Genomic DNA, 21,145 nt, shown 5'->3' with positions numbered 1-21,145 from the left:
GGGTGATCCCGATCGTCTCCAGCAGCGGCAGGTCATGGCCGGTCACGATCAGCGCCCCCGGTACGCCGACAGCGCCCGGCGGAGCTGACGGACGCCGGCCAGGTCCAGGTCGTTCGCCGGCTCGTCGAGCAGCAGCACCCCGGGCCGTTTGAGCAGTCGCGCCCGGCCGAAGGAGACCTGCTCCACCACGGGGGAAAGGCGAACCCTGGATCAACCGGCGTGGCGACGCGCCCGGTGCGCCGCCACGTTGACCCTGTTGGCGCAGCCCGGCGAGCAGAACCGGCGCCGCCCGTTGCGCGAGGTGTCGACGTAGACGACCTGGCAGCGGCCGCCGTGGGCGCTCACGTACGGCCTGGCAGCGGTGACGCCGAGCAGGTCGTTGACCAGCTTGATCTGCGCCTCCTGGGAGGTCTCCCCGAACACCGGCGCCAGCCGGCCCGCCCACGCCCGCAGCTCCCCGGCCTGCCCCGCGGTGACCGCGGCGCGGAGCATGCGGTGCTCCGACAGCAATGCCTCGACCACCGCCGGGGCGACGTCGGTCGCGTTGACCAGAGCCGCCGCCAGGGCCGACCCGTTGCCGCCGTAAGTGTTGAAATGCATAAAGCCATTACATCAGGTTGGACTCATGCATACAGAGCCGCACAACCCGCTCGACCTGACCGTCGTCTCCCGTCACCGCACGTCCGAGGGCCTCGTCTCCTATCTACGGTGTGCCTGCGGCGCGTGGGAGGTGCGCACGTCGGCACTGGTCGCGACCGCGCTGCCGCGGCGCGGTTCGATCAAGACCATCGACTGACGGGGGCCCGGGGACCTAGAGTCTGCTCCAACACCCCCTGGAGGTCAGGCATGTCCAGCATTCCCTCCCTGCTCCGCGACCGGATCGCGGCCACTCCCGACGCCGAGGCGTACCGATTCCCCTCGGACGACGGCTGGGCCTCACTGTCCTGGCGGGAGGTGGGCGAGCGGGTCCGCGGGCTCGCCCTGAGCCTGTCGGAGCTCGGCGCGGGGCCGGGGACGCGGGTGTCGATCCTCTGCTCCACGCGGATCGAGTGGATCCTGGCCGACCTGGCCGTGCTGGCCACCGGGGCGGCCACGACCACGATCTACCCCTCCAACACCGCCGCCGAATCCGCGTTCGTCATCACGGACTCCGGCAGCACGATCGTCATCGCCGAGAACGAGGAGCAGGCCGCCAAGATCAGGTCCGTCCGGGACGAGCTGCCCGGTGTCACCCACGTGGTCGTCATCGACGGCTCGGCGAGCGAGGACGGCTGGGTGGTCACGTTCGACTCGCTGAGCGACGGCGAGGGCGACTACGACGCCATGGTGGACGCGATCGGCCAGGACGACCTGGCCACCCTCATCTACACCTCGGGCACCACCGGCCGCCCCAAGGGCGTGGAGCTGACCCACGACAACTGGCTGTACGCGGCGAACGCCGTACGCGAGCTGGACATGATCTCCGGGTCCGACCTGCACTTCCTGTGGCTGCCGCTGTCGCACTCCTTCGGCAAGCTGCTGGAGGTGGTGATGATCGACATCGGCGTGTGCACCGCGATCGACGGCCGGCTGGACAAGATCGCCGACAATCTGGGCGTCGTGCGGCCGACGTTCATGGCCGCGGCGCCGCGCATCTTCGAGAAGATCCACAACACCGTGGCCGCCACCCAGCAGCGCGAGGGCGGCATCAAGCTGCGCATCTTCACCTGGGCACGGGCGACCGGCATCAGGGTCAGCAAAGCCCGCCAGCGCGGCGCCGCCGTCCCGGTCACCACCCGGCTCGAACACGCCCTGGCCGACCGCCTGGTGTTCAGCAAGCTGCGGGCCAGGTTCGGCGGCCGGATCCGGTTCTTCATCTCCGGCGCCGCCCCGCTGTCCCGGGACATCGCCGAGTTCTTCGACGGGGCGGGCCTGACGATCCTGGAGGGGTACGGCCTGACCGAGTCCTCGGCGGGCAGCTTCCTCAACCGGCCGGACTCGGTGAGGTTCGGCAGCGTCGGGCCGCCGCTGCCGGGCACCGGCGTACGCATCGACGACGACGGCGAGATCCTCATCGGCGGGCGCGGCGTCATGCGCGGATACCACGGCCTGCCGGAGGAGACGGCCGCCGCGCTGGACGACGGCTGGCTGCGTACGGGTGACATCGGCGAGCTGGACGAGGCGGGCCGGCTGATCATCACCGACCGCAAGAAGGAGCTGATCAAGACCTCGGGCGGCAAGTACGTCGCGCCGACATACCTGGAGGGCCGGATCAAGGCGGCCTGCCCGTACGTGTCGCACGTGTTCGTGCACGGCGACCTGCGCAACTACGTCACGGCGCTCGTCACCCTCGACATGGACGTGGTCAGGCCGTGGGCGCAGGCCGAGTCGCTGCCCACCGACGCCGAGTCGCTGCGCGAGCACCCGCGCATGCGCGCCGAGGTCGACAAGGCGATCAACCAGGTCAACGCGGACCAGGCGAGCTATGCCACGGTGAAGAAGTTCGCGATCCTGGCCGAGGACTTCACGGTGGAGACGGGCGAGCTGACCCCCAGCCTCAAGATCAAGCGCAGGGCGGTCGAGGAGCGCCACGGCAAGATCCTCGACTCCTTCTACGACTCCTGAGCCGGGAACGGCCCGCCGTGAGCGAGGCGAAGGAGCGCGCCCTCGTCACACCGGCGCCTCGCGTAGGGTCCCAGAGGTGATCTCCCACCTCCCGGTGCGCCCGCGGCACTGCGACGCGCAGTCGATGATGCACGCCACCCGCTACTACGAGTATTTCGAGGACGCCTTCCTCGACTGGCTGGGCGCTCGGGGCGGCTACGACCGGCTCCGGAGCGAGGGCGCCGACCTGGTCGTCAAGGCCAGCGGCTGCGAGCACCACGCCCCCGCCCGGCTCGGCGACGTGCTGGCCGTGGAGAGCGCCCCGGCCCGGCTGGGCACCACGTCGCTCACGATGACGTTCACCATGCGGCGCGGGGACGACCTGGTGGCCGTCGGCACGATCACGTACGTGTGCGTGCGCGGCGGCCGGGCCGCCCCCCTGCCCGGGATGCTCACAGCACCCGCTTAGCCCCCGGCAGCGACCGCACCGCGTAGGCCAGCGCCCAGCACAGCGGCAGGGCGAGCACCAGCATGGCGGCGAACTTGACGATCGCGGCGGCGTGCAGCCCGCTCAGCGCGAAGCCGAGGGCGACCAGCACGATCGGGTGCACGATGTAGACGGTGAAGGCGTGCTCGGCCAGGAACCTGCCGCGCGGCCCCTGCTCGTTGAACCGCTCCCGGAACAGCACCGACAAACCGATGATCATGCTGACCGCGAAGGCCGACTCCCACAGCGCGGTGGCCGCCGAGGACGCCGCGCCGGTGGTCATCCCCGCCAGCGGCAGCAGCACCGCGGTCACCACGCCCGCCATGACGAGGCCGAGCCACCCGGCCCGCGCGGGCAGCGACTCGAACCAGCCGCGCCGTTGGGCCACGCAGCCGACCGCGAACATGCTCGCGTACTGTGGCAGGTAGCTCGGCGTCGGCAGCCCGAGCACCGGCACGTAACTGCCGCTCGGCACCAGGATCCGCCACAGGAACGTGACGACCGCCAGCGCCACCACGAACAGCGCGATCGCCGTGAACGTGAGCGGGGCCGGCCGCGGGGCGGCGGGCTTGCGCAGGTGCCGCCAGACCGCGAAGGCCAGCGCGAAGACGATCAGCACCTCGACGAACCACATGGGCCCCGGGTCCCAGGAGGCGAAATAGTACTGCCAGTACGGCATGTTCGCCTGCGGGTAGGTGGGGAAGTTGACCAGCGGCCGGAGCAGGATGAGGAAGGCCAGCAGCGGGAGGCCGAGCCGCACCAGCCGGTCGCGCACGAAGGGGCCTGCCCCCTTGCGCTCGTAGGAGCCCGGGGTGAACAACCCGGAGATGAGGAAGAAGAAGCCCATGAAGAACGCCTGGTTGAAGACGACCAGGATGTCCAGGACCGCCCCCGAGGGGTCCTTGGCGGGCTCGACGTAGAACCAGAGGGGGATGTTTCCGTACGTGACCGCGCAGTGGTGGACGACGACCAGCGCGGTCAGCACGATCCGCAGGTTGTCCACCGCGTAGAGCCTGGTCCTGGTGATCGGCTCGGCCGTCATTGTCTGCAAGCCCTTTCGATGAAATCGGTAAGTTCCCTGACATGCGCGTCCAGGTCGTGGTCCGGGTTGGCCACCCAGTACGCGAACATGGCGTCGATGGCCGACGAGTGCGTGATGGCCATGACCCGCCGGTCGAACTCCCGGAACTCCCCGCTCTCCTGACCCAGCCGGTAGACCTCCTCCATGGCCCGGAAGATCTCCTCACTGGCGTTGATCCCGTAGCGGGGCTTGTTGTCCGCGGTCCTGAGGTTATAGAAGATCTCGCCCAGGGCGATGAGCTGGGTGCGGTGACCGCGCATGTGCTCGGCGACGGTCTGGAGATGCGTCCTGACCATCTCGGTGGCCGTCCGCAGGCCCTCCATCCTCCGCGTCACGCTCTCCCCGATGCTCCCGTAGACCCGGGCGACGACCTCCTCCATCAGCTCGTCCTTGCTGCCGAAGTGGTAGGAGATGACGCCCTTGCTGATGCCCGCGTGCTTGGCGATCCGCGCCAAGGACGCGTGGGTGAAACCGACCTCGGCGATCACCTCCACGGCCGAGGCGACGATCTGGGCGCGCCTGGCCTCCTCGATGAACGACCGGCTTTTCTGGCCACCCGGCTCGTTTTCTGGCCGCATGGCCAAAAAGTAGCACATGCGGCTAGGAAACGAAACGATCGGCTTGTTCTTCGAAAGGGCCTCTACCTCAGAAGCTCAGCCAGCCGAGCCGCCCGTACCAGGTGCCGCCCGCCGCCAGGTGGTCGGCGACGGCCCGCTCCAGCCTGGTGCGGCGCGGCAGCCGGGCCGGGTCGGCGGCGGCGGCGCCGAACACGAACGACAGCATGTCGCCGCCCTCGAACCTGTCGAGCGGGTGGAAGCGCCGCTGGAAGGCCACGATGTTGGAGTCGGCCGGCAGGTAACCGGCGAGCTGCTCGTCCAGCAGCCACGACATGCACGTCACGACCCGGTAGTCCTCCTGCGGGAAATGCCGGGGGAAGAACCTCCTGGCCTGTTCGAACGACGCGTCGCACGCCTCGGGCGACAGCGGGCCGCGGAAGTCCGGGACGTGCACGTCGAGCGCCATGTCGCCGCGCTCCGCCGGCACCCCCGCGACGCCGGTCCCGCCGAACCGGCCGCGGTTGAACTGCAGCCTGCCCAGCTCGTACAGCAGGCCGCGGGCGTGCAGCATGAACCAGTGGGGCGCGTGCAGGCCACCGGTGCCGTGCCGCTTGCGGTGCACCGCCATGTTGCGCCCCAGGTCCGCGAACGTCGCCCAGGACACCTCCTCGGGGATGCCCAGCTCGCGGTGGTAGCGGCGGGTGTGCGGCAGGGTCGCGAGGTAGACGTACACGTAGAAGTACGGCCCGAGCCCGGGCAGCGCCGGGAACGGCGGCGGGCCGTCCAGGCTGCCCATGGTGGACACCAGGGAGTGCACGCACCGCTCGGCCAGCCACCACAGGGGGCCGCCCGGCTCGGGACGGGCGGCGACGACGGCGTTGACGTCCTCGTGCGGCACCGCCAGCCGCAGTAACGCCGACGGCAGGTCGGCGGGCAGGGCGAGGTCGATGCCGTCCCGGGACTCGAGGTGTTCGAGCCAGGCGGGGTGGTCTTTCAGCAGCTCCTTGACGTTCACCGCGGTCAGCTTAGCCGCCCCCGGTAAACGGCCCTGGCCTGCTCCAGCAGGGACATGTGGTCGCCGAACTGGTACGGGCTGACCAGCCGGGCGTGCTGCCTGATCAGGTCCTCCAGCAGGTCCAGCCACTCCAGGCACCAGAGCACGTCCTCCCGCCTGGCCACGTGCCGGCCGTTGACGTCCACGTAGACGGGGCTGGTCAGGGCGTACCCGGTGGAGGTCAGGGTGCGCGGGTGCGGGTCGCACAGGACCTCGGCGACCACGTACGTGGGGGCGTCCACCTGGAAGGAGGCCGTCACGGTCAGCTGCTCGTCGCCCGCCCGCCCGTAGTCGGCCGACAGCCGCTCCGCGCCCGCGCGCACACCCTCGGCCGTGCGGATGCGCACCGCCGCGACCTCCGGGCCGACGGCGCTGGCGGTGATGCTGATGTGCTGTCCCGGGCGGGCGTCGATGACGTGTCCCGGGCCGTGGCCGTCCACGGTCAGCTCCAGCCAGGGGCCGGTGGTGGCGAACGTACGGCCCGCGCGTACCGCCGCCGCGAACGTTCTCGCCGTGAGCGGCCCGTCGACCCGGGCGTAGACGCGGGCCCAGCCGGGCGGGTTCGACTGGTTGTCTGAACGGGTGAAGGAGATCATCGCGTCCGTGCCGGCGGTGACGGCCAGCCGGTTGCCCGCGCCGATCAGCCGCCGGTAGACGGCCGCCGTGGACGGGATCGAGGCGTGGGTGAGCACGTCGAGGCTGTCCACCAGGCCGAGCGCGGCGTCGGCGACGAGCTCGCGGGCGGCGCAGTTGCGCGGCAGGGGCGACACGACGCCCTTGGGCGGGTCGCCGTCGGCGATCGGCGTCCTGAAGGGGTGGCTGTAGCCGACGAGCGCCCCGAGGCCGCGCAGCTCCCGCAGGCCGTCGGCGTTGGGCGGCCAGTCCGCGTCCCCGGCGAACCCGGTGTGGTAGCGGCCGGGGGCGGCGCGCGGCGCGAAGGCGTAGACGTGGCCGAGCAGGTCGTTGCGGTATTCGACGCCCATCCTGGCCACGTGCGTGGCGTCGGACCACGGCAGGTCCTCGTCCGTCCAGTGCTCCAGCGCCTCGCGGTCGTAGACGCGCCGGCCGGAGACGTTGCCGGCCAGCAGGTTGAGCACGTGCAGGTCCTCGCCGTACTGGGCGGCCGCCGCGTCGGCGGGCACGCCCACCACGTCGCCCGCCCAGTTGAGGTGCACGTGCATGTCGGCGCCGTACCAGCCGCGGGCGGCGGCGTCGTAGAGGCGTCGCGGGGTCAGCCCGACCAGGTGCGCCCGGCCCGGGGCGGGCATGAGCTCCAGCGTCTCCTCGTCGAACTCCATGCCCCGGGCCACGGTGATCGTCAGGGGGACCGCGGGGACCTCCAGCTCGATGTCGTCGCCGTGGAAGTACGGGCGGCCGTGGTAGTCGTGGCGGTTGGGGGTGCCGGGCGGGAACCAGCCGCCGCCGTCGGCCGCCGTGACGCTCCACCGGCAGGGCATGCCCGCCCGCAGGCGCAGCCGGGCGGCCGGGGTGGGCCGCAGGAGGGTGTCCAGGCGCACGCGGGCACCGTCGACGACGATCGTGCTGTCGTGGTCCACCTGGATCAGCCAGGCGCCGTGGGGGGCCAGCCGCCGCTGGGTGTCGTCGATGGACACCAGGCAGGGGCTGTCGCGGCTGGAGTCGACGAGCAACGAGATCCGCTCCTCCCCCCGCCCGGGCAACGAGGCCGCGAGACGCGGGGCGGAAGGCGGGCCGTCGGGCCGGGCGACGTCGGTCAGCAGCACGTACGGCGCCTCGCCCGTCCGTCGCGGCCCGGCCTTCGCCCACCTGACCGGTTCGCCGTCCGCGTCCCGTGGCATCGGCAGGAGCACCGTCCGCGGCGCGCCTTCGAGCGTGACCCCGTCCGGGGTGACCCGCAGGGCGGCGAGGTGCCCCGGCAGCGCACCGTCGAGGGTGTCACGCAGCACCCGGTCGTAGTCCGGCTCGGTCAGCCGGGCGGCGAGCTGGTCGAGCGGCTCGTCCGGATGGCTCTCGGTCACCGACAGGTGGATGAGCTGCCAGAACCGGTCGAACAACGCCGGCGGCAGCACCCTGCGCCTGGCGAAGAACTTCACATAGTGGATCTCCGGCTCGCCCCAGGTGATGCCGTGCTCGTCCAGCAGCCGGCCGTACTCCTCCAGCGCTCCGGCCACCTTTTCGGGCAGCGTCGACTCCGCGCACATATGTCGCCCCTCCCCACGTAGTTGCGCGCCATCGTGACATGGCTCGCGACGCCGCCCGCTCGGCGAGGAGCTGGTAGAGGCGGAATCTTCCCACCCGGGTGGAGGTATTCCATCCGGAGGTTTCCGATGCTGCCCCACCGCCCGCGTTCGGCCGGAGTCACGAGGCTTTGAGACCGCCCCGGGCTGAGACGGTCAGGGGCGTTTGAAGGCGGCCAGGAGGCGATCGGCGGCGAGGGCGGGGGGCAGCCGTCCGGCGAGCACCTCGCGCTCCACCTCCTCCGTGATCGCCGCCACGTCGGGGTCGTCGCGCAGCTCGCCCAGCAGCCGGTCCCGCACCATCGTCCAGGTCCACCGCACCTGCTGCGCGCGCCGCTTGGCGCCGAGGTCGAGCGACTCCCGGTGGGCCAGCACCTGCCGCCAGACCCGCTCCAGCCCGTCGCCGGCGAGCGCGCTGCAGGTCAGTACGGGCGGCGGCCCGGTGCCGGACGCGGTGTCGTACCGCAGCATGCGCAGCGCCCCCGCCAGCTCCCGTGCCGCCTTCCTGGCCGGGAGCTCGTGCTCGCCGTCGGCCTTGTTGACCGCGATGACGTCGGCCAGCTCCAGCACGCCCTTCTTGATCCCCTGCAGTTGGTCGCCGGTACGCGCCAGCGTGAGCAGCAGGAACGTGTCCACCATGTCGGCCACCGCGGTCTCCGACTGCCCCACGCCCACGGTCTCGACCAGCACGACGTCGAAACCGGCGGCCTCGACCACGACCATGGCCTCCCTGGTCGCCTTGGTGACGCCGCCGAGGGTGCCGGAGGTCGGGGACGGGCGGATGAAGGCGGCCGGATCGACCGACAGGCGGGACATCCGGGTCTTGTCGCCCAGGATGCTGCCGCCCGTCCGGCTGGAGGACGGGTCCACGGCCAGCACGGCCACCTTGTGCCCCCGGCCGGTCAGCGACGTCCCGAGCGCGTCGATGAACGTCGACTTCCCCACGCCCGGCACGCCGGAGATCCCCACCCGGCACGCGTCGCCGGACAGGGGGGTGAGCTCGACGAGCAGCCGCTGTGCCAGGGCGATGTGGTCCGCCCGGGTCGACTCGACCAGCGTGATCGCGCGGGCGATCCAGGTGCGTGACCCGGCCCGTACGCCCTGGACGTAGTCCTCCAGCGAGTGCATCCGCCTGCTCCCCCTTTTCTTCCCGGTTGATCAGCCTAATGTCTGACAAGTCGTGACACTTGCCAGTAGGGTGCTGGAGTTCTTGTCTCAGCCGTCACAGGAGTCACTCCCCTCATGCCCACCGTCGAACCCCTCCGCGAGGGGGACCCGGCAGCGGCGGGACCCTACCGATTGGTCGGGCGGCTCGGCGCGGGCGGCCACGGTGTCGTCTACCTCGGTCAGGCGCGCAACGGCGCCCCCATCGCCGTCAAGGTGCTGCATGAGGGGATCACCCTGAGCGAGCGCCTGGTCAAGGCGATCGCCGGGGCGCGGAGGGTCGAGCCCTTCTGCCTCGCGCGGGTGCTCGACGCCTCGACCAGCGGCAGAGCGTACATCGTGGCCGAGTACGTGGACGGGCCCTCGCTGCAGCAGGCGGGTCCGCGCGGCGGGACGGACCTGCGGCGGCTGGCCGTGGCGACGGCGACCGCGCTGGACGCCATCCACCAGGCCGGAGTCGTCCACGGGGACTTCAAACCGGCGAACGTCCTGCTCGGCGCCGACGGGCCGCGGGTCGTGGACTTCGGCATCGCCGCGGCGCTCGGCTCCGGGGTGAAGGCGACCGGCGCCATCGTGGGCACGCCCGCGTACATGGCGCCCGAGCAGCTCGCGGGCAGGGCGGTGGGGGCGCCGGCGGACGTGTTCGCGTGGGCGTCGGTGGTGGTGTTCGCGGCCACGGGGGTGCCGCCGTTCGGGGACGACTCGCTGCCCGTGGTGATCAACCGCATCCTGCACGAAGAGCCGGAGATCGGCGAGCTGGGATCGCCGTTGCGCGAGGTGGTGCTGGCGTGCCTCGCCAAGAGCCCGGCCACCCGCCCCGCGATGCGCGACGTCCTCCTGCGCCTCACGGCCCCCCTGCGCCACCGGTCCGCCGCCGGACCCGAACCCGCCATCATGCCCCGGCCCGAAACCCCGCCCCCGAACTGGCACCAGCTCCCCGACCTCACCCCCGACCACACCGCCCACCGCCCTCAGCCCTCAGGCGGTCCCCTCCCCTGGGCCAAACGCCCCGACGGCCCCGCCCTCCGCCCGCAACCCGCGAATCAGCCCGCCTCCGGCCAGGAGACCCAGGAACAGCCCCCGGTCTGGCCAGAGGTTCCGGCCACCCAGGACGCCACCCGCCAACAACCCCCGGACCAGCCCGCGGCCTCGCACGAGACCCAGGACCGGCAGCGACCGGCCCGGCAGTTCGAGACCGCGCCGATGGAGGCGCTGTTCAACCTGGCCTCCCCGGCCGAATCGCCGGAGCACCCCGAACCCGTGGCCCGATTCGAGCCCGAACGCCCCGAGCCCGCGCGCCGGTTCGAGGCGGCGACACCGGGCGGTTCCCCGGTCGCGGTGATGACGGCGCCCTCGGTCCCCGCGGAGGCGGCCGAGGACGAGGCCGGGTCTCGTCCTCCGAGGCCGCGGCCCTGGCGGCGGCGGTTGAAGACCGCGCTCGTCATCACCGTGGCGGGTGTGACCGTGCTGGCCCTGGCCGGTGCCATCGTGTGGCTCACCCCCACGACCCCCACCCCGAAGACCAGGAGCGTGGCCGCCAAGACCGACGCCCCCGCGACATCCACCGCGTCGCCGGACCCGGGGCGCACCACCGTCCCGACCCCGCGAACCGACGACGCCACCGGCGCCGTACCCACGGCGACCGCCACCGCCGCGACCGGACGGCTCAGGCTCATCAGCCTCCGGGCGAACGGCACCAGGAACGGCGCCTGCTGGGCCGACGGCGAGCTGACGCTTCAGGCGCTGGTCCAGCGGACGGGCGGCCCGCTCACCTTCACCTACGTCTGGATCGTCGACGGCGCCATCGCCAGGCGCGCCACGGCGCTCATCCCGGAGAACGGCCGGCGCTACCTGACCGCGCCCCGCAGCCTCACGAGCACGGCCGGCCCTCACGACGTCGCGCTGCGGATCACCTCCCCCATCGCGCTCCAGCGCAGCATCTCGGTCACCACGTGCGAGAGCACGACCCTCTGACGCCCGGGCTCACGGCGAACGGCCGCCGGGGATGTCCATCGAAGGATGACGAATCAGCAGGGTGATCACGGCAGGCTCGGCCCATGAACATCACACGGACCATGGCCGCGGCGGTCACGCTGGTGGCCTCTGCCAGTCTCCTGCCACAGCCGCTGCCGGGGAAGGCACTCTGAGCTGGGGCGACTGCCCAGGAGGCGGCGGCACCACGGGCATGCGCTGCGCCACCCTGCGGGTCCCCGTGGACTGGTCGAAGCCCGGCGGCCGCACGATCGAGCTCAAGCTGGGCCGGCTGGCCGCCACCGGATCCCGCCCGGCCAAGGGGACGGTGCTGGCGAACTTCGGCGCGGGCGCGCCGGGGATCCCCTCCCCCTTCCGGACCGGCCGGCCTCACCGGTGGCCGAGCCGGGACAGGAGGTCGAGGGCGGCGTCGGCGATCACCGTGCCGGGCGGGAAGATCGCGGTGGCGCCGGCGGCCAGGAGTTCGTCCTGGTCGCCCGGGGGGACGACGCCGCCTACGACGACCATGATGTCGGAGGCGTCGAGGTCGGCCAGCGCCCGGCGCAGCGCGGGCACGAGCGTGAGGTGGCCGCCCGCCAGCGAGGACACGCCCACGACGTGCACGTCGGCCTCGACCGCCTGCCGGGCGACCTCCTCCGGCGTCTGGAACAGCGGCCCGACGTCCACGTCGAAGCCCAGGTCGGCGAACGCGGTGGCGATCACCTTCTGGCCGCGGTCGTGCCCGTCCTGACCCACCTTGGCGACCAGGATGCGCGGCCGGCGGCCCTGCGCGCGCTCGAAGTCGGCGCAGGCTCGGCGGGCGCGCTCGATGTTGGCGGCCGGTCCTGACTCGTCGCGGTACACCCCTGAAATGGTACGTACCTGCTCGGCGTGCCGCCCGAACACCCGTTCCAGGGCCTCGGAGATCTCCCCCACCGTCGCCTTGACCCGGGCGGCGTTCACGGCCAGTTCGAGCAGGTTGTGCTCCAGGCCGGGCGCGGGGTCGCCGGCGGCCTTGGTGAGCGCGTCGAGGGCGCGCCGGACGGCGTCGGCGTCGCGCTCGGCCCGCAGCCGGGCCAGCTTGTCGAGCTGGCGGGCGCGTACGGCGCTGTTGTCGACCTTGAGCACCTCGATGTCCTCGTCGATGTCCACGCGGTACTTGTTCACGCCGATGACGGGCTGGCGGCCGGAGTCGATCCGGGCCTGCGTACGGGCGGCCGCCTCCTCGATGCGCAGCTTGGGCAGGCCCGCCTCGATGGCCCTGGCCATGCCGCCGGCGGACTCGACCTCGCGGAGGTGGGCCCAGGCGCGTTCGGCGAGGTCGTGGGTGAGGCGCTCGACGTAGTAGGAGCCGCCCCACGGGTCGATCACCCGGGTGGTGCCGGACTCCTGCTGGAGCAGGAGCTGGGTGTTGCGGGCGATGCGCGCGGAGAAGTCGCTGGGCAGGGCGAGCGCCTCGTCCAGCGCGTTGGTGTGCAGGGACTGGGTGTGACCCTGGGTGGCGGCCATGGCCTCCACGCAGGTGCGGGTCACGTTGTTGAACACGTCCTGCGCGGTCAGCGACCAGCCGGAGGTCTGACTGTGCGTACGGAGGCTCAGCGATTTCGGGTTTTTCGCATTAAATCCGGACACAAGCTTGGCCCACAGCAACCGCGCGGCCCTGAGCTTGGCGACCTCCATGAAGAAGTTCATGCCGATGCACCAGAAGAACGACAGCCGCGGCGCGAACCGGTCGATGTCCAGGCCCGCGGCCACCCCCGCGCGCAGGTATTCCACCCCGTCGGCCAGTGTGTAGGCCAGCTCCAGGTCACAGGTGGCCCCGGCTTCCTGGATGTGGTAGCCAGAAATGCTGATGGAGTTAAATTTCGGCATCTTTTCGCTTGTATAAGCAAAAATATCCGAGATTATCCGCATCGACGGCCCGGGCGGATAGATGTAGGTGTTGCGGACCATGAACTCCTTGAGGATGTCGTTCTGGATGGTCCCCGCCAGCTCCTCCGGCGCGACCCCCTGCTCCTCGGCCGCCACGATGTACAGGGCGAGCACGGGCAGCACGGCGCCGTTCATGGTCATGGACACCGACATGCGCTCGAGCGGGATGCCGTCGAACAGCTGCCGCATGTCGTAGATCGAGTCGATCGCCACCCCCGCCATGCCCACGTCGCCGGCCACCCGCGGGTGGTCGGAGTCGTATCCCCGATGCGTGGCCAGGTCGAACGCCACCGACAGGCCCTTCTGCCCGGCCGCCAGGTTGCGCCGGTAGAAGGCGTTGGAGTCCTCGGCGGTGGAGAAGCCGGCATATTGGCGGATGGTCCAGGGCTGGTTGACGTACATCGTGGGGTAGGGACCCCGCAGGTAAGGGGCCGCGCCCGGATAGGTGTGCAGGAAGTCGAGCCCGTCGAGGTCGCCGGCCGTGTAGAGCGGCTTGACGCCGATGCCCTCGGGGGTCTCCCAGACCTCGCCCGCCGGCGGCTCGGCGTCCTTGGCGGGACGGGTGTCGAGCGGGATGCCGGAGAAGTCCGGGATCATCGGGTCACCTCCAGGTCGTCGAAGGTCTGGCGGAGCACGGCCAGGGCGTCGCAACCGGTGTACAGATTGGCGTCCACGCCTTCGTACTGTCCCTTCCCCGCCAGCCACACCCTTCGCGCGCCCGCCCGGACCAGCGCGGTGGCCACGGCGGCGGCGTGCTGGGCATACAGCTTGTCGGTGGAGCACAAACAGGCGACGCGGGAGCCGCTGACGGCGAAGGCGGTGGCGATCTGCTCGGGGTCGGTGCCCGGCCCCGCGGTCTCGGTGTCCAGACCGCCCGCCCCGAACAGGTTGGCCGCGAACGCCGCCCTGGCCGTGTAGGCGGCCGGCGGGCCGATGGTGGCCAGGAACACCTTGGGCCGCTCGGGCCGGGCGTCGGCGAGGTCCCGCAGCTCCTCGAACGCCCGCGCGTACCGCACCTTCGGCAACCCGCCCGCGGCGGCGTCCGGGGCAGCGGCGGCCGGAGCGGCACCGGGCCCGGCGGCGGGCTCAAAGGCGGGCCCAGCGGTAGCGGCGGTGGGCGGGCGGCGGAGGGGGCTCTCGTGGATGTCCGGGAACTCGCTCACGCCCGTGATCGGGAAGCGCCGGTGGGCGATGTCGGCGTCGCGGCGGGCGCGGGTGGCGGCCAGCCGCTCGGACACCAGCCCGGCGGCCGCCCCGATCCCCCCGGCGGCCTCGATCTCCTGGAACCAGGCCCAGGCCCGCTCGGCCAGCTCGGCGGTGCGGCGCTCGGCGTAGTAGGAGCCGCCGGCGGGGTCGATGACCCGCCCCAGCCCGGACTCCTCCAGCAGGAGCGACTGTGTGTTGCGGGCGATGCGGCGGGAGAAGGCGTCGGGCGGCCCGAGGCAGGCGTCGAACGGCTGCACGGTGACCGCCTCGGCCCCGCCCACCCCGGCGGCGAAGCAGGCCACGGCGGTGCGGAGCAGGTTGACCCAGGGGTCGCGGGCGGTCATCATGGCCGAGCTGGTGACGGCGTGCTGCCGCTGCGCCCCGTGCTCGGCCGCCCCGCACACCTCGGCGACCCTGGCCCACAACCGGCGCGCGGCCCGCAGCTTGGCGATGGTGGCGAACTGGTCGTCGGTGGCGGCGTACCGGAAGTCGATCTGTTCCAGCGCCTGTGCCACGGTGAGCCCGCCGCCGGTGAGCACCCGCAGCTCGGCGACGCCCCGCGCGATCGAGCAGCCCAGCTCGTCGGCGTCGCCGCCGCCGGCGTCGTGGTACGGGGTGGCGTCCACGGTGACGGCCCGCAGCCCGGGGAAGCCGGCGACGCAGCGGGCGGCCAGCTCCAGCCCGGGGGCACCGGAGGCGCCCAGGTTGCCGCGGGGCGCGACGCCGCGCTCGGCGGCCAGGGCGAACAGGACCTCGGCGGCCTCACCGGCCAGTGCCCCGGCCTCCAGCACGACGGGGGCCAGGTCGAGGTAGACGTCCTTGAGCACCGCGCCCAGCGACTCCACCGGGATGGCCCCGGCCCCGACGACCAGCCACAGCGAGGTGGCGCCGCCCTCCAGGTCGGCCAGCACCGCGGCGGGGTCGGGCACGGCGTGCCGCTGGCGCACGTCCCACCCGGCGACCGCCCGGGCTCCCCGCAGGAACGGGTAGGCCCCGGGCAGGCCGGTATCACCCGGCAGGTCGTCCAGGTCGTAGAGTGGGGCGATCGTCGTCCCGTCGTAGGTGGCGCCGGACAGCGCCTCCTCCGGCGAGTCCGCCTCGACCCCGGACCGGCGCAGCACCTCGACCGCCAGCGCGCGCCAGTCGTCTCGATTGATGGACGCGAAACCCGCTGCCAGTTCCATGATTGGGATAGTAGGTCGGATCGCGCCGAACACCGTAACCGGGTGGGGTCAGTCCAGGGCGTCCCAGGTCAGTCGCCAGGTGAGCGGCCCCACGATCCCGTCGTCGGGCACGTCCTGCTGCCGCTGGAAGCGCCGGCACACCTCACGCGACCGGCTCCCGTACGCGCCGTCCACCGCCAGTTCCCAGCCGCGCGTCCGCATCTGACGCTGCCACATGCGTACGTCCTCCCCGTACGTCACCGGCGGGTATCGCAGCAACCGGCCGGGGAAGGGCGGGGGCGGGGCCGTGGGGGTGTCCGGTGACGGGCCGCCGCCGCCCGGCCGGGGCGCGCCCCGCCTGACCCAGGTGTAGAGAGGCTCGCCGGGGCAGTCGGTCGCGTATCCGTCCTGGTGGCCCTTGATCTCCTTTCCGGCCTGGCCGTGCTCGCGCGCGTGCCGGATGGCGTCGAGGATGGCGTGCAGCAGCTCGTCGGGGGGCTCGACCAGCCCGGCGTTGCCGACCAGCCCGAGCACGGCGTAGTGGCCCGCGTTGAGCCCCGGGCCGTTGGCGGCGGGCAGATGGTGCAGCCCGCGCCCCTCGAACACCATCCGGTGCGGGCAGGCGACGAACGAGTAGGCGATGTCGATCCAGCCGTTGGTGTCCATGTGGTGCGCCTGGATGGACCGCACCAGGGCCACGCAGCCCTTGTGGTCGGAGACGATGTCCGGGTCCACCCTGCCGCCCGTGTAATGGACCTTGACGCCCTTGGTGGAATCGAGCTGTGTGTGGTCGCCGCGCGGCGAACGGGCGTTCCAGTCATGCCGTAACACCAGGTCAATGGCCACGGTGATCTCCGGGGGTAGATATCGTGAACACTGAGCGTAACGCGCCGAACACCGATCGGTCCCCCGGATCCGGGGATTTTACTGTTGGCCGTCCAAACGCAATGAGCCGTCCTGGCCCACGGCCCGTCCATGCGGCGCTCCGCGGCCCCCCTTGCCCAGTCGGGCGGCAGCCTGGCCCTTCGAGTCCGGCTTCCAGTCCTGGACGAGAAGCCCGAGCAGCACCTCGTCCAGAAACCCGCCCATCACCCGGGCCGAGGGGCGCAGCACGCCCTCGCGGACGAAGCCGTTGCGCTCGCAGGCCTCCCATCCGACCGGGCCGGCCGGCGGCAGATCGACGCTCATCGCGTTGGGACCTCTCAGGGCCTGATCACCCGCTGGTCCGTCACGATCGCGGTGATCAGGTCGTGCGGGGTCACGTCGAAGGCCGGGTTCAGCGCCCGGGTGCCCTCGGGGGCCAGCCGCGTCCCCCTGATGGAGATGATCTCCTCCGCGCCCCGGTCCTCGATCTCGATGTGCTCGCCGGACGGGGTGGCCGGGTCGATCGTGGACTCGGGCGCCACCACCACGAACGGCACCCCGGCGCGTTCGGCGCCGAGCGCGAGCGCGTACGAGCCGATCTTGTTGGCGGTGTCGCCGTTGGCGGCGATCCGGTCCGCGCCGATGAGCACCGCGTCGACCTCCCCCTTGGCCAGCAGGTACGGCCCGGCGGAGTCGGCGATGAGCCGGTGCGGCGCGCCCATCCTGACCAGCTCCCAGGTGGTCAGCCGGGCGCCCTGGAGCAGCGGGCGGGTCTCCAGGGCGAGCACCTCGGCCAGCCGCCCCCGCTCGTGCAGCGTCTGGACGACGCCGAGCGCGGTCCCGCGTTCCACGGCGGCGAGCCCGCCGGTGTTGCACACGGTCATGATCCGCAGCCGGTCGCCTTCGAGCAGGCCGGCCCCGCGCTCGCCCATGGCCCGGCAGGCGGCGATGTCGTCGTCGCGCACGCGCAGGGCGGCGGCCAGCACCGCCTCACGGCCCTCGGACAGGTGCGCGGCGGCCTGGTCGACGCCCCATGCGAGGTTGACGGCGGTGGGCCGGGCGGCGCGGAGCGCGGCGATCGCGGCGGGGTCACCGTCGGCGAGCACCACCCCGAGCGCCCCCGCCACGCCGAGCGCGGGCGCGCCGCGCACGGCCAGCCGCCGGATGGCGTCCACGAGCGCCCCGACGGTGTGGACGCGCACCATCACGCACTTGTCGGGCAGCAGAGTCTGGTCCACGAGCTCGACGGCGCCGTCGACCCAGTCGATGGTCCTCACGGGCAAACGCTAACTGATCCGGCAACCCACGCATTCAGCTCTCGGCGAGGACGATCACCGAGTCCGTCTCGTCCAGCACGATGGGCTCCGCCTTGGCGGGGTTGAGGACGATGCCATAGTGCGGAGGGTCGTTCCTGGCCTGGGCGTTGCGGTAGCCGATGGCGGTCTCGCCCCTGCGCCGGGCGGCCTCCACGACCGTGGAGAACGTCACCTGCGTGCCCGCCTTGACGTACGAGGCGGCCGGGCGCGGGTAGATCTCGGACCCGCGCGAGTCGAACAGGTAGGCGAACACGTCGGCGAGGTGGCGGTTCTCGGCGAGCTGGGCGAGGAGCAGGCCGATGACGGTGTCGCTGATCACGATGTCGTCGGCCTCGGTTACCTCGGCCAGGGCCCGGTTGTTCTCGTCGTGCATCTCGCTGACGATCGAGTAGTGCTCGCCCAGCGTGCTCTGCATGTCGCGGAGCTGCAGCAGCGTCATCAGCGTACGCGTGTCGGAGTGGTGCGGGTCGAAGCGGTCGTCGGACAGCACGATGACGTGCTGGAAGAGGCCGACGCCGAGGGACTCCAGGGCGTAGCGGTCGGTGGTGTCGCAGTCCTTGACGTTCACGGTGAGGTTGCGCAGTCCCGCCAGGCCGGTGCCCGCGTTGGGGTGGTCGGCGGCGACCTCCAGCACCGAGCCGGGGGCGACGTACCCGTCCAGGTAGCGCACGATCTGCTCGGCCCGGCCGTTCCAGTTGAGCAGGAGCGTGCGCTCCGGCTCGATGGGCGTGGCGGGCGCCATGACGATGACGGACTCGTCCACGGAGGGCATGCCGGCCGCCAGGCTGATGTGGGAGTCGTCGTGCGCGATGACGATGACCTCGTCCTCGGCCGCGATGACGGTGTCCATGGGCGGGTTGAGCACGACGCCGGACGGGCGGCGCAGGCCGATCACGGAGGCCGTCTGGTAGGCGTGCAGCGCGTCGCCGTACGTCATGCCGACGGTCTTCTTCGGAGTGCGCAGGTAGATCTCGCCGCCGTCGAAGTTCAGCAGGTCCATGCAGACCACGGACATGCCGGACTGCCGCGAGGACTGCACGATCAGCCTGGAGGCCGTGTCGTCGGAGTCGACCAGGTGCACGTCGGTGCCGCCGGCCAGGCGGGCGGCGGCGATGTTGCGGCTGGAGGTGAGCCCGGCGACCACCGGCGGGTGGGAGCCCTCGCGCTTGGCCAGGGCCAGCAGGATCTTGATGACGTGCGCGTCCGGGTCCTCCCTGTCGGGCGAGAGCACCACGACGGAGTTGGCCGCGGTCAGGTTCATCAGCGCGAGGTCGTGCGGCTCGGTGGGACGCCCGGTGCGGCAGACGACCCGCGTCCTGCCGAGGTCGCCCACGTGCTCGCGGATTTCCTCCTCCATCTCCAGCTTGTCGCGCTCGGCGAGGATGGCGATGGCCGAGCTCCGCTGGCTGGCGTGCGCCTTGACCAGCTCGGCCACGATCGTGAAGATCTGGTCCGACCAGCCGAGCACCACCGTGTGGCCGGACTCGACGACCTTGGAGCGCCCTCGGCGCAGCCGGTCCACCTTCTCCTTGAGCCCGTTGGACAGCAGGCCGACGAGCAGGCTGACGATGAAGAGCCCGCCGAGCGACCCGGCGAACATCACGGCCATGTACGCGATGGAGCCCCGGTCGCTGGAGATCTTGGCCGGGCTGAAGGCGTGCATGAGCGCGATCCAGAGCACATGCCCCGCACCTGTCACGCCGTCCGGCTCGTTCGGCGCCAGCCAGAGGGTCAGCGACGCCACCACCACGATCAACGCCACCGACGCCAACGCCAGCCAGCCGATCAGCGACGCCGTCCCCCTGGACATGGTGTTGTCGAACCAGTACCGCATTCTTTCGCGGACCGTGACCTTCGACACTTCCCCGATACCTCCGTTTAAGGAGTGATTTATCCCAGCGGTACAAGGTACCGGTGGATCTTCGGTTCCGCAGGGCGACCGGTAACGTATCGGCCATGGCGACCCCCCTGACTGCTGACGACCCGGCGTCGCTGGGCGCCTTCCGGCTGGCCGGCCGGCTCGGCGAGGGCGGGCAGGGCGTGGTCTACCTCGCCCACTCCTCCGACGGCGAGCCGGTCGCGATCAAGCTGCTGAGCACGGGTGACCAGGAGACGCGGGCCAGGCTGGCGCGGGAGCTGCAGGCGCTGGAGAGCATCGCGTCCTTCTGCACGGCGCGGGTGCTCGGCGTCTCGACCGACGGGCCGCGCCCGTACGTGGTGAGCGAATTCGTCGATGGCCCGTCGCTGGCCGACCGGGTCCGCGGGCGCGGCCCGCTGCGCGGTGGCGACCTTGAGCGGCTGGCGGTCGGCACGGCCACGGCGCTCGGGGCCATCCACGCGGCCGGGATCGTGCACCGCGACTTCAAGCCGGCCAACGTGCTGCTCGGCCCCGACGGGCCCCGGGTGGTGGACTTCGGCATCGCCAGGGCCGAGGCGGCGGCGACGATGACGTCCGGGCTGATCGGCACGCCGGCCTATCTGGCGCCGGAGCAGATCGGCGGCTCGCCCGCCTCGCCCGCCTCCGACGTGTTCGCCTGGGCGGCCTCGATGGTGTACGCGGCGACGGGCGTGAGCCCGTTCGGGGCCGACACCGTGCCCGCGGTGCTGCACCGGGTGCTGCACGCGGAGCCGGACCTGTCGGCCCTGCCGCCGCGCCTGCGCGCCCAGCTCGGGGCCGCCCTGTCCAAGGACCCGGCACGGCGCCCGACCGCCCAGCAACTGATCGTCGCCCTGCTCAACCCCAACACGCCCGCACCCCAGGCCACCCCGCCCCCACCCGCCGCCCCCGCCGGATCCCCGCCCGCCGGACCGCCTTCGCGGCCCATCCCCGGGGAAACCGGAACCCCGTCCGGCGGCCCGCCCTCACAACCCGGCCCCGGCGGGCCGGCGCCGGGGGAGGGTCCCACGGGGCCGCAGCACGCGGGGGTGACCACCCAGACGCCGGCGCGCCCGCGCGGGCGAGGGCTGCTCGTCGGCGCGGTGGCGGCGGTGGTGGCCCTGGCGGCGGGCGCCACGGTCCTCTACCTCGGCCGTGCCCCGATCACGGGACGCGGCACCCCGACCCTGTCGGTGCCCCCGCCGCAGAGCCTGTCCGTGTCCGCGACACCGGCCGGGACGACGGCCGGGACACCCACCGAGGCACCACCCGTGACCGTCACGGCGACGCCCTCCCCCACCGGGCCCACCGCCTCCGCGGGCGGTGACCTGAAGATCCCGGCCGCCTTCGGGGGAGACTGGTCCGGGCATACCAAGACCGCCAACCCCCTGGACACCGACGGCGCCGAGAACGCGGTGGAGCTCAATGAGGGGGAGTCCACCGCGTCCTGGTCCGAGGAGGACTCCACCAGCGACTGCAAGGCCACCATCGCCCTGACCGGAGTGGAGCCGGACAGGCTGACCTTCTCACTGACCGAGATCGAGGGAGGCTGCGTGCCCGGCACCATCTGGCTGACCCTGAAGGACGACACGCTCGTCTACCTCTGGCGGGACGTCCCCGGCCGGGACATCGACTCTCAGACCGGCACCCTCAAGAAGAGCTGATCCCCGCCGCG

18 protein-coding genes are annotated in these 21,145 nt (G+C 72.2%); 5 read left to right on the top strand and 13 right to left on the bottom strand.

The window, feature by feature from the left end:
• Positions 1-48: 48 nt before the first annotated feature.
• Positions 49-189 (bottom strand): hypothetical protein, encoded by a 141-nt coding sequence (locus tag ABGB18_RS02650; protein ID WP_347693665.1) that lies wholly within the window; start codon positions 187-189, stop codon positions 49-51.
• A gap of 21 nt (positions 190-210) precedes the next feature.
• Positions 211-600, bottom strand: a complete 390-nt coding sequence (locus tag ABGB18_RS02645; protein WP_347693664.1) for a CGNR zinc finger domain-containing protein — start codon at positions 598-600, stop codon at positions 211-213.
• Between the two features lie 25 nt (positions 601-625).
• On the opposite strand from ABGB18_RS02645, the gene ABGB18_RS02640 reads away from it, so the two are divergent.
• From ABGB18_RS02640 to ABGB18_RS02630, 3 genes are all read left to right on the top strand, one after another.
• Positions 626-796, top strand: coding sequence for a hypothetical protein (locus ABGB18_RS02640; RefSeq protein ID WP_347693663.1), 171 nt, complete (start codon positions 626-628; stop codon positions 794-796).
• Positions 797-846: 50 nt separating this feature from the next.
• On the top strand, positions 847-2,604 hold the full coding sequence (locus ABGB18_RS02635) for a long-chain fatty acid--CoA ligase (RefSeq protein ID WP_347693662.1): 1,758 nt from the start codon (positions 847-849) through the stop codon (positions 2,602-2,604).
• 76 nt (positions 2,605-2,680) lie between these two features.
• Complete coding sequence (locus tag ABGB18_RS02630) at positions 2,681-3,052, top strand: thioesterase family protein (RefSeq protein WP_347693661.1); 372 nt, start codon at positions 2,681-2,683, stop codon at positions 3,050-3,052.
• On the opposite strand, the gene ABGB18_RS02625 is transcribed toward ABGB18_RS02630, so the two are convergent.
• The 5 genes from ABGB18_RS02625 to meaB all read right to left on the bottom strand — a co-directional run bounded on the left by ABGB18_RS02625 (position 3,036) and on the right by meaB (position 9,106).
• The gene (locus tag ABGB18_RS02625) at positions 3,036-4,112 is read right to left on the bottom strand and encodes an acyltransferase (RefSeq protein WP_347694293.1); all 1,077 of its coding nucleotides are present in this window, start codon (positions 4,110-4,112) and stop codon (positions 3,036-3,038) included. The two genes, ABGB18_RS02630 and ABGB18_RS02625, sit on opposite strands and share 17 nt — an antisense overlap.
• Positions 4,109-4,729 (bottom strand): TetR/AcrR family transcriptional regulator, encoded by a 621-nt coding sequence (locus tag ABGB18_RS02620; RefSeq protein ID WP_347693660.1) that lies wholly within the window; start codon positions 4,727-4,729, stop codon positions 4,109-4,111. Before ABGB18_RS02620 ends, ABGB18_RS02625 begins: the two co-directional genes overlap by 4 nt.
• 67 nt (positions 4,730-4,796) lie before the next feature.
• Positions 4,797-5,723 carry an acyltransferase domain-containing protein gene (locus ABGB18_RS02615; RefSeq protein WP_347693659.1) on the bottom strand — a complete coding sequence of 309 codons (927 nt, stop codon included), beginning with the start codon at positions 5,721-5,723 and terminating at the stop codon, positions 4,797-4,799.
• Positions 5,724-5,728: 5 nt separating this feature from the next.
• The gene (locus tag ABGB18_RS02610; protein WP_347693658.1) at positions 5,729-7,942 is read right to left on the bottom strand and encodes a CehA/McbA family metallohydrolase; all 2,214 of its coding nucleotides are present in this window, start codon (positions 7,940-7,942) and stop codon (positions 5,729-5,731) included.
• 192 nt (positions 7,943-8,134) lie between these two features.
• Entirely contained in the window at positions 8,135-9,106 is a 972-nt protein-coding gene (gene meaB, locus ABGB18_RS02605) for a methylmalonyl Co-A mutase-associated GTPase MeaB (RefSeq protein WP_347693657.1), read from the bottom strand.
• A gap of 114 nt (positions 9,107-9,220) precedes the next feature.
• Between meaB and ABGB18_RS02600 the strand changes: the two genes are divergently transcribed.
• Positions 9,221-11,116 (top strand): protein kinase, encoded by a 1,896-nt coding sequence (locus tag ABGB18_RS02600; RefSeq protein WP_347693656.1) that lies wholly within the window; start codon positions 9,221-9,223, stop codon positions 11,114-11,116.
• 387 nt (positions 11,117-11,503) lie between these two features.
• On the opposite strand, the gene scpA is transcribed toward ABGB18_RS02600, so the two are convergent.
• The 6 genes from scpA to ABGB18_RS02570 all read right to left on the bottom strand — a co-directional run bounded on the left by scpA (position 11,504) and on the right by ABGB18_RS02570 (position 19,428).
• On the bottom strand, positions 11,504-13,642 hold the full coding sequence (scpA, locus tag ABGB18_RS02595) for a methylmalonyl-CoA mutase (protein ID WP_347693655.1): 2,139 nt from the start codon (positions 13,640-13,642) through the stop codon (positions 11,504-11,506).
• On the bottom strand, positions 13,639-15,435 hold the full coding sequence (locus ABGB18_RS02590) for a methylmalonyl-CoA mutase subunit beta (RefSeq protein WP_347693654.1): 1,797 nt from the start codon (positions 15,433-15,435) through the stop codon (positions 13,639-13,641). Before ABGB18_RS02590 ends, scpA begins: the two co-directional genes overlap by 4 nt.
• Before the next feature lie 48 nt (positions 15,436-15,483).
• Positions 15,484-16,260 (bottom strand): N-acetylmuramoyl-L-alanine amidase, encoded by a 777-nt coding sequence (locus tag ABGB18_RS02585; protein WP_347693653.1) that lies wholly within the window; start codon positions 16,258-16,260, stop codon positions 15,484-15,486.
• A gap of 78 nt (positions 16,261-16,338) precedes the next feature.
• Positions 16,339-16,602, bottom strand: a complete 264-nt coding sequence (locus tag ABGB18_RS02580) for a GNAT family protein (protein ID WP_347693652.1) — start codon at positions 16,600-16,602, stop codon at positions 16,339-16,341.
• 14 nt (positions 16,603-16,616) lie between these two features.
• Positions 16,617-17,555 (bottom strand): S-methyl-5-thioribose-1-phosphate isomerase, encoded by a 939-nt coding sequence (gene mtnA, locus ABGB18_RS02575; protein WP_347693651.1) that lies wholly within the window; start codon positions 17,553-17,555, stop codon positions 16,617-16,619.
• 34 nt (positions 17,556-17,589) lie between these two features.
• Complete coding sequence (locus ABGB18_RS02570; RefSeq protein ID WP_347693650.1) at positions 17,590-19,428, bottom strand: potassium transporter TrkA; 1,839 nt, start codon at positions 19,426-19,428, stop codon at positions 17,590-17,592.
• A 122-nt stretch (positions 19,429-19,550) separates the two neighbouring features.
• On the opposite strand from ABGB18_RS02570, the gene ABGB18_RS02565 reads away from it, so the two are divergent.
• A complete protein-coding gene (locus tag ABGB18_RS02565; RefSeq protein WP_347693649.1) occupies positions 19,551-21,134 on the top strand; it encodes a serine/threonine-protein kinase in 1,584 nt (527 codons plus the stop codon).
• The last annotated feature ends 11 nt before the right edge of the window (positions 21,135-21,145 follow it).

Origin of the sequence: Nonomuraea sp. B12E4 (assembly GCF_039871825.1) — a bacterium.
GTDB lineage: Bacteria > Actinomycetota > Actinomycetes > Streptosporangiales > Streptosporangiaceae > Nonomuraea.
This window is presented reverse-complemented; position numbering and strand designations above follow the sequence as displayed.

What these genes read in the sequence shown, in the direction of transcription:
- ABGB18_RS02645 (WP_347693664.1), bottom strand. Translation starts at nt 600, where the DNA reads ATGCATTTCAACACTTACGGCGGCAACGGGTCGGCCCTGGCGGCGGCT.
- ABGB18_RS02640 (WP_347693663.1), top strand. Translation starts at nt 626, where the DNA reads ATGCATACAGAGCCGCACAACCCGCTCGACCTGACCGTCGTCTCCCGT.
- ABGB18_RS02635 (WP_347693662.1), top strand. Translation starts at nt 847, where the DNA reads ATGTCCAGCATTCCCTCCCTGCTCCGCGACCGGATCGCGGCCACTCCC.
- ABGB18_RS02625 (WP_347694293.1), bottom strand. Translation starts at nt 4,112, where the DNA reads ATGACGGCCGAGCCGATCACCAGGACCAGGCTCTACGCGGTGGACAAC.
- ABGB18_RS02620 (WP_347693660.1), bottom strand. Translation starts at nt 4,729, where the DNA reads ATGCGGCCAGAAAACGAGCCGGGTGGCCAGAAAAGCCGGTCGTTCATC.
- ABGB18_RS02610 (WP_347693658.1), bottom strand. Translation starts at nt 7,942, where the DNA reads ATGTGCGCGGAGTCGACGCTGCCCGAAAAGGTGGCCGGAGCGCTGGAG.
- meaB (WP_347693657.1), bottom strand. Translation starts at nt 9,106, where the DNA reads ATGCACTCGCTGGAGGACTACGTCCAGGGCGTACGGGCCGGGTCACGC.
- ABGB18_RS02600 (WP_347693656.1), top strand. Translation starts at nt 9,221, where the DNA reads ATGCCCACCGTCGAACCCCTCCGCGAGGGGGACCCGGCAGCGGCGGGA.
- scpA (WP_347693655.1), bottom strand. Translation starts at nt 13,642, where the DNA reads ATGATCCCGGACTTCTCCGGCATCCCGCTCGACACCCGTCCCGCCAAG.
- ABGB18_RS02590 (WP_347693654.1), bottom strand. Translation starts at nt 15,435, where the DNA reads ATGGAACTGGCAGCGGGTTTCGCGTCCATCAATCGAGACGACTGGCGC.
- ABGB18_RS02580 (WP_347693652.1), bottom strand. Translation starts at nt 16,602, where the DNA reads ATGAGCGTCGATCTGCCGCCGGCCGGCCCGGTCGGATGGGAGGCCTGC.
- ABGB18_RS02570 (WP_347693650.1), bottom strand. Translation starts at nt 19,428, where the DNA reads ATGCGGTACTGGTTCGACAACACCATGTCCAGGGGGACGGCGTCGCTG.
- ABGB18_RS02565 (WP_347693649.1), top strand. Translation starts at nt 19,551, where the DNA reads ATGGCGACCCCCCTGACTGCTGACGACCCGGCGTCGCTGGGCGCCTTC.